The following is a 15,465-nucleotide window of genomic DNA, read 5'->3' as shown; positions in this document are numbered from 1 at the left end:
GGTGTGGAGCGGGGATCGTTCAGCCGGTGAGCGCTGCGGTGAGCGCGTCCACGACCTGCTGCTGCTGGTCCGGGGTGATCTGCGGGTAGAGCGGGAGGGACAGCATCCGCCCGGCCGCCCTCTCGGCGTTCGGGAAGTCGCCCGGGCCGTGGCCGAGATGGCGGTACGCCGGGGTCAGGTGGACGGGTTGCGGATAGTGCACGCCCGCGCCGATGCCCTCGGCGTTCAGCTTGCCGACGACCTCGTCGCGGTCCGCGCCGGTGACCTGGACGACGTACAGGTGCCAGACGTGGACGTTGCCGGGCTCCGTCACCGGAAGCACGAGCCGGCCGGCGGCCGCGAGAGCGGCGAGCAGCGTGTCGTAGCGGGCGGCGGCGGCGCGGCGGGCAGCGTTGCCGTCCGCGAGGCGGGCCAGCTTCGCGCGCAGGACGACGGCCTGCAGTCCGTCCAGGCGGCTGTTGAACCCGGGGACGTCGTGACGGTACTTCGCGACGCCGCCATGGTTGGCGATCGCACGGACCAGGCCGGCGCGTTCCTCGTCGTCGGTGAGGACCGCGCCCGCGTCGCCGTAGGCGCCGAGGTTCTTGCCCGGGTAGAAGCTGGTGGCGGCGATGGTGCCGCTGCCCGGCGTGCGGCCGTCGCGGGCGGCGCCCTGGCACTGCGCGGCGTCCTCCACGACGCGGACGTGGCCCGGGAGTTGCCCGGCCAGTGCGGTCACGTCGGCCATCTGGCCGTACAGGTGGACGGGCACCACCGCGCGGGTGGCCGGGCCGACCGCGTCCAGCGCGGCCTGCGGGTCGAGCAGGTGGCTGCCGGGCAGGCAGTCCGCGAGGACGGGGCGCGCGCCGATCCGCGCGACGGCGCCCGCGGTGGCGATGAAGGTGTTGGCGGGCACCACGACCTCGTCGCCGGGCCCGACCCCGCTCGCGCGCAGGGCGAGTTCGACGGCGTCGGTGCCGTTGGCGACGCCCACGCAGTGCGCGACGCCGCCGAAGCCGGCGTACTCCCGCTCGAAGAGGCGGACCTCCTCGCCTCCGACGAACGCCGTGTCCGCCAGGACGCGTTCGAAGCCGGCCCGTACCTCGTCGGCGACCTCCGCGTGGGCCGCCTTCAGGTCCACCAGCGGAATCCGGTTCATGCGCTTCGTCCCCCCATTGCCGTTGTCGCGAGTTCGTCCCGTGCGGGGGCGGCCGCCGGGCGCAGCCGCCGGGCCGGGCTCCCCACCCAGACCTCGCCCGGCGGTACGTCGCCGAGCACCGTGCTTCCCATCCCGATCTGCGACCACGCGCCGACCGTCGTGCCCTCCCGGACCAGGGCCCCGGCGCCCACATAGCTGCCCGTGCCCAGCCGCACTCCCCCGCCCAGGCGCACACCGGACGCGACGGTGACGTAGTCCTCGACGACGTCGTCGTGGGTGAGGACGGTCTGCGGCATCACCGCCACATGCGCGCCCACGTGGACGGCGGCCGTCAGCACGCAGTGCGCGAGCAGCACCGAGCCGGGGCGGACGTGTGAGGTCGCCGAGACGGCCGCGGTCGGATGGACCACGGTGGCGTAGCGGTCCTCGGGCAGGCCGAGGCGGCGCACCAGGCGCGCGCGGGCGCCGTAGTCGCGGGGGTTTCCCACGCAGATCACCACGCGGGCGTCGGGCAGGTCGTGGACCAGGTCCGTGCCGCCGAGGACGGGCACACCGTCGACGTCGGTGCCGTGCAGGGCCCGGTTGTCGTCGAGGTGCCCGAGCAGCGTGGCGTCGCCCGCGTCCCGCACGGCCTGTGCGGTCTCCCGGGCGAAGCCGCCCGCGCCGATGATCAGCAGCGTGTTCATCGTGCGGCCTGTTCCCGCAGGACCGCCAGCACGCGGTCCTGCTGGGCCTCGGTCATGGTGTGGAACAGCGGCAGGATCAGCGAGTCGCGGCTGATCCGCTCGGTGACCGGGAGCGGTGCGCCGGGGTGGCCTGAGTAGGCGGGTTCGAGGTGGGCGGCCATGATGCCGCGGCGGGCGGAGACACCGGCCGCGGCGAGCGCGGCGAGCAGGTCGTCGCGGCCGACGGGGAAGCCGGGCTCCAGCAGCACCCAGTAGGACTGGAAGTTGCTCTCGCCGTGCTCGGGGTCGCGGACCGGGGTGAGGCCGGGGATGTCCCGCAGTGACGCCTCGTAGCGGGCCGCCAGTTCGCGGCGGCGGCCGATCATCGCGTCGAGCTTGCCGAGCTGGACCAGGCCGACCGCGGCCTGGATGTCCGTCATCCGGTAGTTGTAGCCGACCTCGAGGTAGCTCTCCAGGACGGGCTTGTCGCTGGCGTGACGCTCGGCGGCCGAGGCGTTCATGCCGTGTTCGCGCAGCCGGCGCAGGCGGGCCGCCCGGTCGGCGTCGTCGGTGGTGATCATGCCGCCCTCGCCGGTGGTGACGATCTTGCGGGGGTGGAAGGACCAGGCGGCGATCAGCGCGCCCTGCCCGACGGGCTTGCCGCCCGCGGTGGAGCCGATGGCGCAGGCCGCGTCCTCGACCAGGGGCAGCTGCCAGTCGGCGCAGGCGGCTCGCAGGGCGTGCACGTCGGCCGGGACGCCGCCCTGGTGGACGACGAGCACGGCCCGGGTGCGCGGGGTGCGCACCGCGTCGACGGTGGCGGTCGTCAGGTTGCCGGTGGCCGGGTCCACGTCCGCGAACACCGGCTCGGCGCCGACGTAGCGCACCGCGTTGGCGGTGGCGATGAAGGACAGCGAGGGCACCACGACCTCGTCGCCGGGCCCGAGGCCGAGGGCGACCAGGGACAGGTGCAGTGCGGTGGTGCAGGAGCTGACGGCGACGGCGTGCTCGGCGCCGACCCGCTCGGCGAAGGCCCGCTCGAAGGCGGCGACCCGGGGGCCCTGGGCGACCCAGCCGGACAGCACGGCCTCGGCGGCGGCGTCGGCCTCCTCCCGGCCGAGCCAGGGGATCATCACGGGGATGCGGTCGGTGCTCACTTGGCCGCCTCCCGCTCCGCGCGCCACCACTGCACCAGGTCCTTGAGGCCGGTGCGCAGGTCGATGTGCGCTCTGAAGCCGAGCCGTTCGGCGGCCCGGGAGGTGTCGGCGAGGCGCCGCACGACCCCGTTCACCGTGCGGGCGGGGCCGTACTCGGGCTCCAGACCGGTGGCGCCCATCGCCTCCAGCAGGCCCTCGGCCAGCTCCTTCAGCGAGGTCTCGGTGCCGCTGGCGACGTTGAACACCTCGTCGGTGACGTCGGACTCGGCGGCCAGCACGTTGGCGCGGGCGATGTCGCGGACGTCGACGAAGTCCATGGTCTGGCTGCCGTCGCCGAGGATCAGCGGCGGTTCACCCGCCTCGATGCGCTCCATCCAGCGGATGAGCACCTCGGTGTACAGGCCGTGGATGTCCATCCGGGGGCCGTACACGTTGAAGTAGCGCAGCGCCACGTAGTCCAGCCCGTACATGGCGTGGAAGCTGCGCAGCATGCCCTCGTTGAAGGCCTTGGCGGCGCCGTAGAACGTGTCGTTGTGGTACGGGTGGTGGCGCTCGGTCGTCGGGAAGGTCTCGGCCATGCCGTAGACGGACGCCGAGGAGGACGCGACGATCTTGGAGACACCGGCGTCGACCGCGGCCTCCAGGACGTTGAAGGTGCCGTCGACCATCACCTCGTTGGCGAGGCGGGGTTCCTCCGCGCACTGCGTGATACGGATCGCGGCCAGATGGAAGACCAGGTCGGCGCCCTCGGTGACCTTGCGGACCAGGGCGGCGTCCCGGATGTCGCCCTCGACGACCTGCACGGTGCCGCTGCCCAGCGCCTGGGCGAGGTTGGCCATGCGCCCGCGCACGAAGTTGTCGAGCACGACGATCTCGCGGGCACCGCCCTCGGCCAGGAGGTCGACGAGGTTCGAGCCGATGGTGCCCGCCCCTCCGGTGACCAGGATCTTCTTGCCTCGTACGCTGCTCAACTGCTTAGCCCTCTCGCTGATGTGGAACGTCGGTGCCCGGCACCGGGGGGACGTCAGTGACCGGCGCGCAGGCCGACGACGGCTCCCTTGAACTGCAGGCTCCGGGAGGCCGCTTCGAGGATGTCCAGCACGCGCAGGCCCGCGTGGCCGTCGGTCAGCGGCGCCCGCCGGTGCCGGATCGCGTCGGCGAACTCCTCGGCCATGCCCCGCAGCGCCTCGCGTTCGGCGATGGCGGGGGCGACCATGTCCCCGGAGCGGTAGGAGACGAGCATGTCGCGGCGTTCGTCCGCGCCGATCTCCTGCGGAGCGGCCAGGTCGACGCCCCGGTCGTAGATCGCCACCCGCTGCAGCGGGTTGAGGTCGTCCCACACCAGGGTGCGTTTGGCGCCGCCCACCATGGTGGTGCGCACCTTCGTCGGGGAGAGCCAGTTGACGTGCACGTGGGCGATGGCCCCGGTGTTGAGCTGCAGCGTCAGATAGGCCACGCAGGCCTGGCCCGCGCCGATCGGGTCGGCGCCGTGGGCGGCGACGGCGACGGGCTCGACGTGGTCGGGGAGGATGAAGTCCAGGATGGACAGGTCGTGCGGGGCGAGGTCCCACAGCACGTCGATGTCCTTCTGGACGAGCCCGAGGTTGATGCGGACCGAGTCGACGAAGTGGATCTCGCCGAGTTCCCCGGAGTGGACCGCCTCCCGGATACGGCCCACGGCGGGCGTGTAGCAGTAGGTGTGGTCGCACATCAGGGTCAGGCCGCGCTCCTGCGCCTCGTTCACCAGGCGCAGGCCGTCGGCGTAGGTGGCCGCGAGGGGTTTCTCCACCAGGACGTGCTTGCCGGCCCGCAGGGCGGCCAGGGCGATGTCGAGGTGGGTCCCGGCGGGTGTGGCCACGGCGATGGCGTCCACCTCCGGGTCGGCGAGGACGGCCGCGTAGTCCGAGGTGGCCTGCACGGTCGAGTAGGCGCCGAGGACCCGCTGGGCGCGGTCCACGTCGAGGTCGCACAGCCAGCGCAGCCGGAACCGGTCGCTGGCCTGGAAGTTGCGGACGAGGTTGGGGCCCCAGTAGCCGGCCCCGACGACGGCGACCCCCAACGGCTGCTGCGTCACAGTGTTCCTCTTCTCCTGGCTCATCAGTGGGCCCCCGTTGTTCCGTGTGCGCCGGCTCATCAGTAGGCCCCCGTTCCGCGCACCACGGCCGAGCCGGTGCGCAGCAGGATCGAAAGGTCCAGACCCATCGACCAGTTGTCCACGTATCCGAGATCGAGCCGGACCGCCTCGTCCCAGGGCAGGTCGGAGCGTCCGCTGACCTGCCACAGCCCGGTGAGGCCGGGTTTGACCAGCAGCCGGCGCTTGATGTCCGCCGTGTACTCCTCCACCTCCTCGGGCAGCGGAGGGCGGGGGCCCACGAGCGACATGTGGCCCTTGACCACGTTGATCAGCTGCGGCAGTTCGTCGAGCGAGCTGCGGCGCAGGAACGAACCGACGCGGGTGACGCGCGGGTCCTGCTTCACCTTGAACAGCAGTCCGTCGCTGTTGCTGTTGAGGTGCTCCAGTTCCGCCCGCAGGGCGTCCGCGTCGGGCCGCATCGTGCGGAACTTCAGCATGGTGAAGTGGTCGCCGTAGCGGCCCACCCGCTGCTGCCGGTACAGGGCCGGTCCGGCGCTGTCCAGGCGGACGATCAGGGCGATCAGCAGCATGGGCAGGCCGAGGAGCAGCAGGAACAGCGCCGCGAGCGTGCGGTCCAGTGCCTCCTTGGGCAGCCGGGACAGCCGGGAGAGGTTCGGCGCCTGGACCCGCAGCAGCGGTACGCCGTTGGTGGGACGCACGGTCAGGCGGGCGGCGGACACGTCGGTGAGGACGGGCGCCAGCAGGAAGTCGGTGTCGTGGACGGCGGCCGTCCAGGACATGCGGCGCAGCACGGCGGCGTCGAACTCCGGGGCCGGGAGCACCACCACGGTGCCGATGCCCATGGCCCGGATCACGTCGTCCAGGTCGCCGGCGCCGCCCAGGACGGGCACTCCCAGCCGGCGTATCTGCGCGGTGTGCTCGGTGTCGCTCACACACACGCCGGCGACGTGCAGGGCGCGTGCGCCGCCGGCCCGCCGCAGGACGGCGGCCAGCTCCAGAACCCCGCGTGAGGGCCCGACCAGGAGCGTCGCACTGCGGTCGCGCCCGCGCGCCCAGCGCCGGTGCAGCCGGCGGCGCAGCGCGTGGCGCAGCGGCAGCGTGAAGGCGAGGGCCGGCACGGTGGCCGTCGTCATGTCGTGGAGGAACCCGGCGTCGTGGGTGAACACCCAGTACGTGCCCGCGAGTGCGGGCAGCAGAGCGGCGCCGCGCAGCACGCGCAGATACTCCTCGGCGCCCAGAGGAAGGGCGCCGCGCTCGTAGCCGCGGTGGGCGAACATCGCCGCGATCCACAGCGGGGGCAGCAGCAGCGCCACCACCCAGCGGCCGTACACCCCGTGGATCACCAGGGCGGCGGCCAGGGCCGCGGACACGTCCGCGACCAGCAAGGCTCTTCGGTACGTGCGTTCCCAACGTCTTCGGCGAGCATCTGGACGTCTGTGTTCCACAACCAGGTGCTCATGCGTGATCTCAATGGTCATGGACCCCCCACCACCACATGCGCAGCTAACCTGAGCCAACGAAAACCGGGCATGCGGTCGCGAGGTCCGCAGCCGGGACTGGATCGGCGCCGCAGTGTCTCCTCAGCACAACGGCACTGAAAAACAAGGAAGTTTCAGCGGTTCCCCAACCGCTTCATGCCCCCCGCGTGTCGGCGGCCGCCTCTCGGCACCCGGCGCACAACGCCGTTCCCTGACCTGCAGCCAGGGACTGGTTCCCCTCCCAAACCGGTCCGGCGGACCTCAATCTAGACCACGGGACGCAGTCGCGGGAACAGTTGGACGAAACACGCAGCACAACGGCGTCACCCGGGGCATACTGCCCGCGTGACGAGCATCGTGATCCCGGCGCACAACGAGGCGCGCGTCCTCGGCCGGCTCCTCGATTCGCTGCTGGACGGCGACGCCGGGGACGAGACCGACATCGTGGTCGTGTGCAACGGGTGCACGGACGACACCGCGCGGGTCGCGGCCGCTCGTGGTCCTCGCGTGCGGGTGGTCGAGCTGCCCGCCCCCTCCAAGCACGCCGCGCTGCGGGCGGGCGACGACCACGCGCGGGGCTTCCCGCGCCTCTACGTGGACGCCGACGTCGTGCTCACGGCCGCCGACGTACGGGCGCTCGCCGCGCCCCTGGACGACGGCACCGGGCGGGTCCTCGCCACCGCGCCGCGACGGCACATCCCGCTGGCCGCCTGCGCCTGGCCGGTGCGCGCCTACTACCGGGTGTGGCAGCGGCTGCCCGCCGTGCGCGAAGGGCTGTTCGGCCGGGGGGTCATCGCGGTCTCCAAGGCGGGGCACGCCAGGATCGCGGCCCTTCCGCCGCTGATGGCGGACGACCTGGCCGCGTCGCTGGCGTTCGCCGCGGACGAGCGGCGCGTGGTCGGCTCGGCGCAGGTGGTGGTCCATCCGCCGCGCACCTGGCGGGACTTGATCAAACGGCGGATCCGGGCGGCGGTCTCCACCGCGCAGGTCGAGCGGCAGGGCCCGCAGGGGGCCTCGGCGCGCACCGGCCGGTCGGACCTGACGGCGCTGCTGCGTGCGGAGCCGTCGCTGCTGCCGGGGGTCGTGGTCTTCGTCGTCGCGGCGCTCGTCGCCCGCCGTGGGGCCCGCAAGGCCATCCGCGCCGGGGACTTCGGCACCTGGCTGCGCGACGAGAGCAGCCGGCGGAACTGAGCGCACCGGGAGCCCTGGCACATGTACCTCACCGACCGCTCCGCGCCGGCCCGGGCGGACGCCGACGCGGGTCGCATACGGGGCCGGCGGCCCACCGTCGCCCCGGTCGTGCTGGTGCTCGGCACGGTCAGCCTCATCACCGACATCTCCTCGGAGATGGTCACCGCCGTCCTCCCGCTCTACCTCGTCAGCACCCTCGGCTTCAGCCCCCTGGGGTTCGGCACCCTCGACGGCATCTACAACGGCGTCAGCGCGCTGGTCCAGCTCACCGGCGGCCACATCGCCGACCGGGTGCGCGGCCACAAGCTGATGGCCGGGCTCGGCTACGGCCTGTCCGCCGCGTGCAAACCGCTGTTGCTGCTCGCCGGCAGCCTCGGCACCCTCGGCACGGTCCTGGCGCTGGACCGCACCGGCAAGGGACTGCGCACCGCCCCGCGCGACGCGATGATCTCCCTGTCCACACCGGCCGCGCACCAGGGCCGGGCGTTCGGCGTGCACCGGGCGATGGACACCACGGGTGCGATGCTCGGCCCGCTGGCGGCCTTCCTCATCCTGCGCGCGGCGGCCGACGGCTACGACGCGGTGTTCGGCGTGAGCACCTGCGTGGCCGTGCTGGGCGTGCTCGTCCTGCTGCTGTTCGTGCCGGGCAGGCGGCAGGGCGCGCGGACGGCGGAGACGGGTGCGGGGGCGGACGCGGGAGGGTACGCGGGAGGGGCCGGGGGCGCGGGAGAGGGCGCTGGAGGTGTCGAGGGCGCGGCGGAGACCGGCGCCGGGCGGCGTCCCGTACGCGTGCGTGAGGCCCTCGCCCTGCTGCGCCTGCCGCGGCTGCGGGCGCTCGCCGGGTGTGCCGCGCTGCTCGGGCTGACCACCGTCAGCGACGCGTTCGTCTATCTGCTGCTGCAACGGCGGGCCGGGGTCGGCGACGCCTGGTTCACGCTGCTGCCGCTGGGCACCGCCGTCGTGTTCCTGCTGCTGGCGGTGCCGATGGGCGCGCTGGCCGACCGGGTCGGGCGGCGCACCGTGTTCCTCGCCGGGCACCTGGCCCTGCTCACCGCCTACGCCCTGCTGCTGTGGGCGCCGGCCACACCGGTCCTCGCGCCGGTGGTCCTCGCCCTGCACGGCACGTTCTACGCCGCCACCGACGGTGTCCTCCCGGCCGCGCTCGCCGGTGTCGTGCCCGAGCACCTGCGCGCCAGCGGCCTCGCCATCGTCGGCACCAGCCAGGCCCTGGCCCGCTTCTGCTGCTCGCTGGCGTTCGGTGCCGCGTGGACCCTGTGGGGCGACGGCCCGGCGCTGGCCGGTTCGGCGGCCGGCCTGGTGTGCTGCGCCGCCGTCGCGGGCCTGGTGCTGCGGCCGGCGGACGGCACCCGATGACCACGCCGGGGACCGGCGCCGACGAGGAATCACGCACCGGCACCCGCACGGGAACCGGCACCCGCACCCGCACCACCGCACCGACGAACGCAAGGACCGGAATGACACCGCTGCGCCGCCGTCTGCTCATACTCCTCGCGGCGGTGCTGCTGCTCGCCGGCCTCGGCACCGGTGTCGTCCTGCACGCCGCCGCCCGCGCGGACCGGGCCGGCCAGGCGCAGTCCGGCGGCCCCGCCGTCACCGCGGGCACGCCCGCCCTCGACGACAAGGGCCGCCTGCTGTTCGTGAACGCGGCCGCCGGCCCGCACCGGGGCGCTCTCGCCTCCGTGCCGTCGAAGGACCCGGGCGGCGGGCGGATCGCGGCGGACCTGAAGTGCGTCCGCTTCTACGCGGCGGCCGGCACCGGCATCTGCCTCCAGTCCACCCCGGGTGTCCTGAAACAGAGCAACCGCGCCCTGATCCTGGACTCCCGCCTGCGCACGGTGCGCACGTTCCCGCTGGCGGGCACCCCGAGCCGGGCCCGGGTCTCGCCCAGCGGCCGCTTCGCCGCCTGGACCGTCTTCGTCTCCGGCGAGTCGTACTCGTCGGCCTTCTTCTCCACCCGCACCTCCGTGCTGGACACCCGCACGATGCGGCTGACGCCCAGCCTGGAGACGTTCTCGGTGATCAAGGACGGCAAGCCGTACCACGCCTCGGACGTCAACTTCTGGGGCGTCACCTTCGCCGCCGACGACGACACCTTCTACGCCACCCTGAACACCGCCGGCCACACCCATCTGGTCCGCGGGTCCCTCTCCCGGCGTACGGTGACCACCCTCGCCGAGAACGTGGAGTGTCCGTCGCTCTCCCCCGACGGGACCCGGGTCGCCTACAAGAAGCGGGTCCTGTCCGGTGCCTCGCTCTGGCACGAGTACGTCCTCGACCTCAGAACCCTGCGCCAGACGCCGCTCGCCGAACGCCACAGCGTCGACGACCAGGCCACCTGGCTCGACGACCGCACCCTCGCCTACGCCCTGCCCGCCGACGGCAAGGTCGGGAGCAGCGACCTGTGGAGCGTGCCGGCGGACGGCACGGGCACCCCCCGGCTGCTGATCGCGGGAGCGTCGTCCCCGGCGCCGCTGTAGCCCGCACCCCGCCCGCCGGACCCGCTGGAGGGGCGGGGACCGGGGAGCTTCGGTACGTTTCCGGTATGGGCATCGATGTCGACGCGTTCCTCCGTCGTCTGGCTCAAGAGCTCAGACCCCGGGCGGAGGAGTCGGCCGACCTGCTGCTGCAACGCCTGAGCGTCGAGATGCCCGACCTGTTGGAGCACGAGGAGATCGCCGCGCTGGCACTGGAGGAGACGGCCGGGCACATCCTCAGGTTCCTCGACGTGCTCGAAGGGCGTTTTGACGTCACCGAGGTCGAGGCGCCTCCCGAGGCACTGGAGATCGCCCGCCAGGCCGCCCGGCGCGGGGTGCCGATCAGCCGGCTGCTGCGTTCCTACCGCCTCGGCCACATGATCCTGGTGCAGCTGTTCCAGGGTGAGGCGGTCCGGCTGACCGACGACTGGGAGCTGATGAACGCCGCGGCGATGCGGCTGATCGGGGCGGCCTTCGCCTACGTCGACCGCGGGTCGGAGCAGGTCGTCACGGCCTACCAGGAGGAGCGCGACCGGCGGCTGCAGCGACGGCTGCTGCTGGCCAATGAGGCGAGCCGGCGGATCGGGACGTCCCTGGACACCGCCCGGACCGCCGAGGAGCTGGCGGAGTTCGGCACCGACGACTTCGCCGACCTGGTCACCGTCGACCTCCTCGACTCCCTCCTCCACGACGGCGACGCCCATCCTCCCGCTGCCCCGGGACGCACGCCGCTGCTGCGCCGTATCGCCCGGCGTTCGGCGCTGGACGACGACGTGGACCTGCCGGTCGCGGCCGGGCGGACGCACACCTATCCGGCAGAGTCGGAACCCGCGCGCGCACTGGCGTCGGGACAGCCGCGTCTGCACCCCGCCGCCGCGGCGTCCTTTGGCCATCACTCGGCCCTGCTGCTCCCCCTGCGGGCCCGCGGCAACACCCTCGGCCTGGCCCAGTTCCTCCGCCGCCGCACCGCGGCGCCCTTCGACGACGACGACCTTCTGCTGGCCCAGGAGATCGCGGCGCTGGCGGCGGTGTCCATCGACAACGCCCGCCGGTACAGCCAGGAGCGCGCCACCGCCCTCACCCTGCAGCGCAGCCTGCTGCCGCAGCGCACGGTGGAGCAGTCCGCCGTCGACACGGCGTCCCGCTATCTGCCGAGCGGTGCGCGGGCCGGCGTGGGCGGCGACTGGTACGACGTGATCCCGCTGTCCGGGGCGCGGGTCGCGCTCGTGGTCGGCGATGTCGTCGGCCGCGGTCTGCACGCCGCCGCCACCATGGGCCGTCTGCGCACGGCCGTCCGGGCGTTCGCGGACATCGATCTGATGCCCGATGAACTCCTCACGCACCTGGACGACGTGGTCATCCGTCTGCAGCGCGAAGAGGCGCGGGAGGACGGCGAGTTGAGCGCCACCTGCCTGTACGCGGTCTACGACCCGGTGTCCCGTCTGTGCACGCTGGCCAGCGCCGGCCATGTGGCGCCGGCGGTGGCGACTCCCCCCGAGACCGGTGACGTCGGCGCGACATGGTCGGTCGACTTCCCCGAGATGGAGATCGGTCCGCCCCTGGGGCTGGGCGGACTCCCCTTCGAGACGGCCCAGTTCGAGCTGGCTGAGGGCAGTCTGCTGACCCTGTACACCGACGGTCTCATCCAGAGCCGTGACCGTGACGTCGACTCCGCGCGCGCCGCCCTGTGCGACGCCCTCACCGACGGGCCGGACACCCCGGAGGACATCTGCGACCGGCTGCTGGCCGCCGTACTGCCGCCCAACCGCTCCGACGACGTCGCCCTGCTGGTGGCGCGGACCCGGGCCCTGGACCCCGGGCATGTCACCACGCTCGACCTCCCCTCGGACCCGGCGGCCGTCGCCGGTGCCCGCGTGCACACGTCCCGGACGCTGACCGCCTGGGGGCTCGAGGAGCTGTCCTTCGCCACCGAGCTGATCGTCAGCGAGCTGGTCACCAACGCGATCCGCTACGGCAAGGGCCCGATCCAGCTGCGGCTGATCCTCCAGTCCACGCTGACCTGCGAGGTCTTCGACGCGAACAGCACCTCGCCGCACCTGCGGCACGCCCGCACCTTCGACGAGGGCGGGCGCGGTCTGCTGCTGGTGGCCCAGCTCGCCGCGCGCTGGGGCACCCGGCACAGCCGCGAGGGCAAGGTCATCTGGGCGGAACAGTCCCTGCCCGCCGAGGCGGACGGCTTCCCCTGAGCGACGAACGGGTGGCCCCGTCGCGCCGGTGCTGCGCGGCTGCTCCGCCGGTCAGGTGCGCCGCCGTACACTGCTGCCCCGCCGAGTCCGCGTTCGAGGGAGTCCGTTGGTGCGTTCCTGGCTCTCCGAACGGCGGCGCGCGGCGGTGAGCGCGGGTACGGCGGCGGCGGTGCTCGTGGTCGCCCTGGTGCTCAACAGCCGCTCGCCGTGGATCTCGGGGGCGGACGTCGGCGTCCTGGTGATGTTCGTCTATCTCGCCTGCTATCTCATCCTCACGATTGCGGCGTTCGCGTCCGCCACCCCGGAGCAGATCGGTACCTGGGCCGACCGTTCCACGCGGGGGACCGTGCTCCAGCGCTACGTCCTCGGCACGGCGCCCGGTCCGGGTGTCTCGCTCTTCATCGGGGCCTGCGCGCTGGTGGTGGCGGTGGTGTGGCGGCCGGGTCATCTCGGCTCGGCGCTGCCCGAGGGCGTGCGGGTGCTGGCGACGCTGGCCCTGGTGGTGTGCGCCTGGATCTGCGTGATGCTGTCGTTCGCGGTCGCCTTCCACGCGGACAACCTGGTGGAGGACGAGCGGGCGCTGGAGTTCCCGGGGGAGGGCTCCCCGGCCTGGGCGGACTACGTCTACTTCGCGCTGTCGGTCATGACGACGTTCGGCACGACCGACGTCAACGTGACCTCCCGGGAGATGCGCCGCACGGTGGCGGCGAACGCGGTCATCGCCTTCGTCTTCAACACGGTCACGGTGGCGAACCTGGTGGCCGCCCTGACGTAGTCCTCCAGCTTGGGTCCACGTCGGCCAGGCCCGCGCCTACGGCTGCCGCCGGGAGCATGCCGCGGTGATCAGGGCCTGCATGACCCGTGCGTCGGTTCCGGCCTCCGGGTGCCACTGCACGCCGAGGGCGAAGCGGCCCGGGCCCGGCAGCTCGACGGCCTCGACGGTGCCGTCCTCGGCGTGGCAGCTCACCGTCAGGCCGTCGGCGAGCCGGTCCAGGGCCTGGTGGTGGTAGGTCGGCACGGCGACGGCCTCGGGCAGTGCCGCGGCCATCAGGGTGCCCGGCACCGGCTTGACCACGTGCCGGGCGAACACCCCGGGCGGGCCGCAGTGCCCGCCGTGTCCGACGACGTCCGGCAGATGCTGCACGAGGGTGCCGCCGAGGGCCACGTTGAGCAGCTGCATGCCCCGGCACACGCCGAGCAGCGGCGTGCCCCGGTCCAACGCCGCCGCGATCAGGGCGAGTTCCCAGGCGTCCCGCCGCTCGTGGGCGGGGCCGGTGCGCGGGTCGCGTTCGGCGCCGTAGCGGACGGGGTCGACGTCGGGGCCGCCCGCGACGACCAGGCCGTCCAGGCGGGCGACGGTCTCCTCGGCGGCGCCCGGGGCGTCCGGCGGCAGCAGGACCGCCAGCCCGCCGCACCGCTGGACCAGCTCGTGGTAGCCGGCCGGCAGGACGGCGGCGGGCTGGTCCCACACGCCCCAGCGCACGGAGGACTCGAGATAGGTGCTGATGCCGATGAGGGGCGTGGGCACGGGTCTTTCCTTCCGGGCGTCGGGCGGGTCAGTCGCGTTCGAGTTCGGCTTCGGCGGCCGCCAGCGCGGCGAACTCCTCCTCGGGGGCGGAGGCGACCAGACGCTGCCGACTGTAGAGGGCGAAGTAGGCGAGGGCGACCGCGTACACGGCCAGCGCGATCAGCGCGGCGGTCTTGTCGACCAGGAAGGTCGCGGCGAGCGCGGCGCAGGCCAGGACGAGGGCCACCGAGGAGGTGACCACGCCGCCCGGGGTGCGGTACGGCCGGGGCAGCTGGGGTTCGCGGCGGCGCAGCACGAGGTGGGAGAGCGCCATCAGGGCGTAGGAGATGGTCGCGCCGAACACGGCGACGTTGAGCATGCGTGCGCCGTCGCCGGTCGCGGCGGCGAGCGCGAAGCCGAGCGCGCCGGGCACCAGCAGCCCGAGGTAGGGCGCCTTGCGGCGGCTGGTCAGGGACAGGAAGCGGGGCAGGTAGCCGGCCCGGGAGAGGGCGAACAGCTGCCGGGAGCCCGCGTAGATGAGGGAGAAGAAGGAGGCGACGAGCCCTGCGAGCCCCGCGTAGTTCACGAACCGGCTCAGCGCGGTGGGCCCGTCCTCCCCTTCCAGCGCCGCGACCAGCGGATTGCCGGCGTCCTTGATCGCCGCGGAGCCGTGCGCGCCGGTGGCGGCGAGGAAGGTGACCAGTGCGAGGACGAGCAGGATGCCGATGGACAGGGCCATGGCCTTCGGCAGGGAGCGCGCCGGGTCCTTCGTCTCCTCGGCGGCCAGCGGTACCCCTTCGACGCCGAGGAAGAACCACATCCCGAACGGGAACGCGGCCCAGATGCCGAGGAGTCCGTACGGCAGCCAGGAGTTCGCGGCGAAGGCCGTGGGGTCGACGGGGATGTCGTCGAGCCGGCCGGCGTCGAAGTGGGTGAGGGCGCCGACGGCGAAGACGATCAGCGCGGCGACCGCGATGCCGGTGACGACGAAGCTGAAGCGCAGCGCCTCGCCGACGCCCCACAGGTGGATGCCGATGAACAGGGCGAAGCAGGCGAGGTACACGGGCCAGCCCGAGGTCAGTCCGAACAGGTGCAGGGACTCGACGTAGTCGCCGATGAAGATGGCGATGGCGGCGGGGGCGAGCACGTACTCGATGAGGATGGCGGTGCCCGTGAGGAACCCGCCCCAGGGGCCGAGCGCCCGCCGGGCGAAGCCGTAGCCGCCGCCTGCCGTGGGCAGCACCGCGGCCATCTCGGCCTGGGAGAAGACGAGACAGGTGTACATCACGCCCATCAGCAGGGCGGCGGCGGCCAGGCCGCCGAATCCGGCCTCGGCGAGGCCGAAGTTCCAGCCGGCGTAGTCGCCGGAGACGACGTAGGCCACGCCGAGTCCGGTCAGCAGCAGCCAGCCGGCGCTGCCGCGGCGCAGGGTGCGCCGCTCCAGATAGGCGTCGTCCGGCGACGGGGGCGCCGTGGGGGAAGACGGTGTCACGCGTGCGTCGGTGCCCTCGGTCATGGGCCGCTCCCTACCT

13 protein-coding genes are annotated in these 15,465 nt (G+C 73.4%); 5 read left to right on the top strand and 8 right to left on the bottom strand.

The genetic code is table 11. The features are described 5' to 3' along the window. Nucleotides 1-19: 19 nt before the first annotated feature. Genes ACZ64A_RS04300 through ACZ64A_RS04275 form a run of 6 tightly spaced genes read right to left on the bottom strand, consistent with a single transcriptional unit; the run spans nt 20 to nt 6,440 of the window. A complete protein-coding gene (locus tag ACZ64A_RS04300) occupies nt 20-1,138 on the bottom strand; it encodes a DegT/DnrJ/EryC1/StrS family aminotransferase (RefSeq protein WP_469808106.1) in 1,119 nt (372 codons plus the stop codon). After that, the gene (locus ACZ64A_RS04295; protein ID WP_469808105.1) at nt 1,135-1,824 is read right to left on the bottom strand and encodes an acetyltransferase; all 690 of its coding nucleotides are present in this window, start codon (nt 1,822-1,824) and stop codon (nt 1,135-1,137) included. Before ACZ64A_RS04295 ends, ACZ64A_RS04300 begins: the two co-directional genes overlap by 4 nt. Beyond that, the gene (locus ACZ64A_RS04290; protein ID WP_469808103.1) at nt 1,821-2,960 is read right to left on the bottom strand and encodes a DegT/DnrJ/EryC1/StrS family aminotransferase; all 1,140 of its coding nucleotides are present in this window, start codon (nt 2,958-2,960) and stop codon (nt 1,821-1,823) included. The genes ACZ64A_RS04295 and ACZ64A_RS04290 overlap by 4 nt, the downstream gene beginning before the upstream one ends. Next, a complete protein-coding gene (locus ACZ64A_RS04285; protein ID WP_469808102.1) occupies nt 2,957-3,931 on the bottom strand; it encodes an NAD-dependent epimerase/dehydratase family protein in 975 nt (324 codons plus the stop codon). The genes ACZ64A_RS04290 and ACZ64A_RS04285 overlap by 4 nt, the downstream gene beginning before the upstream one ends. A gap of 53 nt (nt 3,932-3,984) precedes the next feature. Further along, the gene (locus ACZ64A_RS04280) at nt 3,985-5,034 is read right to left on the bottom strand and encodes a Gfo/Idh/MocA family protein (protein WP_469808101.1); all 1,050 of its coding nucleotides are present in this window, start codon (nt 5,032-5,034) and stop codon (nt 3,985-3,987) included. Between the two features lie 59 nt (nt 5,035-5,093). After that, nucleotides 5,094-6,440, bottom strand: coding sequence for a sugar transferase (locus tag ACZ64A_RS04275; protein ID WP_469808099.1), 1,347 nt, complete (start codon nt 6,438-6,440; stop codon nt 5,094-5,096). 438 nt (nt 6,441-6,878) lie between these two features. Here ACZ64A_RS04275 and ACZ64A_RS04270 point away from each other — a divergent pair, with 438 nt between their 5' ends. The 5 genes from ACZ64A_RS04270 (at nt 6,879) to ACZ64A_RS04250 (ending at nt 13,201) form a co-directional block, all read left to right on the top strand. Then, on the top strand, nt 6,879-7,724 hold the full coding sequence (locus tag ACZ64A_RS04270; protein WP_469808098.1) for a glycosyltransferase family 2 protein: 846 nt from the start codon (nt 6,879-6,881) through the stop codon (nt 7,722-7,724). A 21-nt stretch (nt 7,725-7,745) separates the two neighbouring features. Next, complete coding sequence (locus ACZ64A_RS04265; RefSeq protein ID WP_469808096.1) at nt 7,746-9,098, top strand: MFS transporter; 1,353 nt, start codon at nt 7,746-7,748, stop codon at nt 9,096-9,098. 101 nt (nt 9,099-9,199) lie between these two features. Continuing rightward, nucleotides 9,200-10,222, top strand: coding sequence for a TolB family protein (locus ACZ64A_RS04260; RefSeq protein WP_469809056.1), 1,023 nt, complete (start codon nt 9,200-9,202; stop codon nt 10,220-10,222). Between the two features lie 65 nt (nt 10,223-10,287). After that, nucleotides 10,288-12,426, top strand: a complete 2,139-nt coding sequence (locus tag ACZ64A_RS04255) for an ATP-binding SpoIIE family protein phosphatase (protein WP_469808095.1) — start codon at nt 10,288-10,290, stop codon at nt 12,424-12,426. 109 nt (nt 12,427-12,535) lie between these two features. Next, nucleotides 12,536-13,201, top strand: coding sequence for a DUF1345 domain-containing protein (locus ACZ64A_RS04250; RefSeq protein ID WP_469808094.1), 666 nt, complete (start codon nt 12,536-12,538; stop codon nt 13,199-13,201). Nucleotides 13,202-13,237: 36 nt separating this feature from the next. Here ACZ64A_RS04250 and ACZ64A_RS04245 read toward each other — a convergent pair whose 3' ends face one another. Next, complete coding sequence (locus ACZ64A_RS04245) at nt 13,238-13,954, bottom strand: gamma-glutamyl-gamma-aminobutyrate hydrolase family protein (protein ID WP_469808092.1); 717 nt, start codon at nt 13,952-13,954, stop codon at nt 13,238-13,240. A gap of 28 nt (nt 13,955-13,982) precedes the next feature. Then, entirely contained in the window at nt 13,983-15,449 is a 1,467-nt protein-coding gene (eat, locus tag ACZ64A_RS04240) for an ethanolamine permease (protein ID WP_469808091.1), read from the bottom strand. Nucleotides 15,450-15,465 lie beyond the last annotated feature (16 nt).

The sequence above is a fragment of the Streptomyces sp. NPDC104814 genome (assembly GCF_055583185.1).
This window is presented reverse-complemented; position numbering and strand designations above follow the sequence as displayed.

Coding starts and splice junctions, on each gene's coding strand:
- ACZ64A_RS04295 (WP_469808105.1), bottom strand. CDS start 1,824: ATGAACACGCTGCTGATCATCGGCGCGGGCGGCTTCGCCCGGGAGACC.
- ACZ64A_RS04255 (WP_469808095.1), top strand. CDS start 10,288: ATGGGCATCGATGTCGACGCGTTCCTCCGTCGTCTGGCTCAAGAGCTC.
- ACZ64A_RS04300 (WP_469808106.1), bottom strand. CDS start 1,138: ATGAACCGGATTCCGCTGGTGGACCTGAAGGCGGCCCACGCGGAGGTC.
- ACZ64A_RS04265 (WP_469808096.1), top strand. CDS start 7,746: ATGTACCTCACCGACCGCTCCGCGCCGGCCCGGGCGGACGCCGACGCG.
- ACZ64A_RS04260 (WP_469809056.1), top strand. CDS start 9,200: ATGACACCGCTGCGCCGCCGTCTGCTCATACTCCTCGCGGCGGTGCTG.
- eat (WP_469808091.1), bottom strand. CDS start 15,449: ATGACCGAGGGCACCGACGCACGCGTGACACCGTCTTCCCCCACGGCG.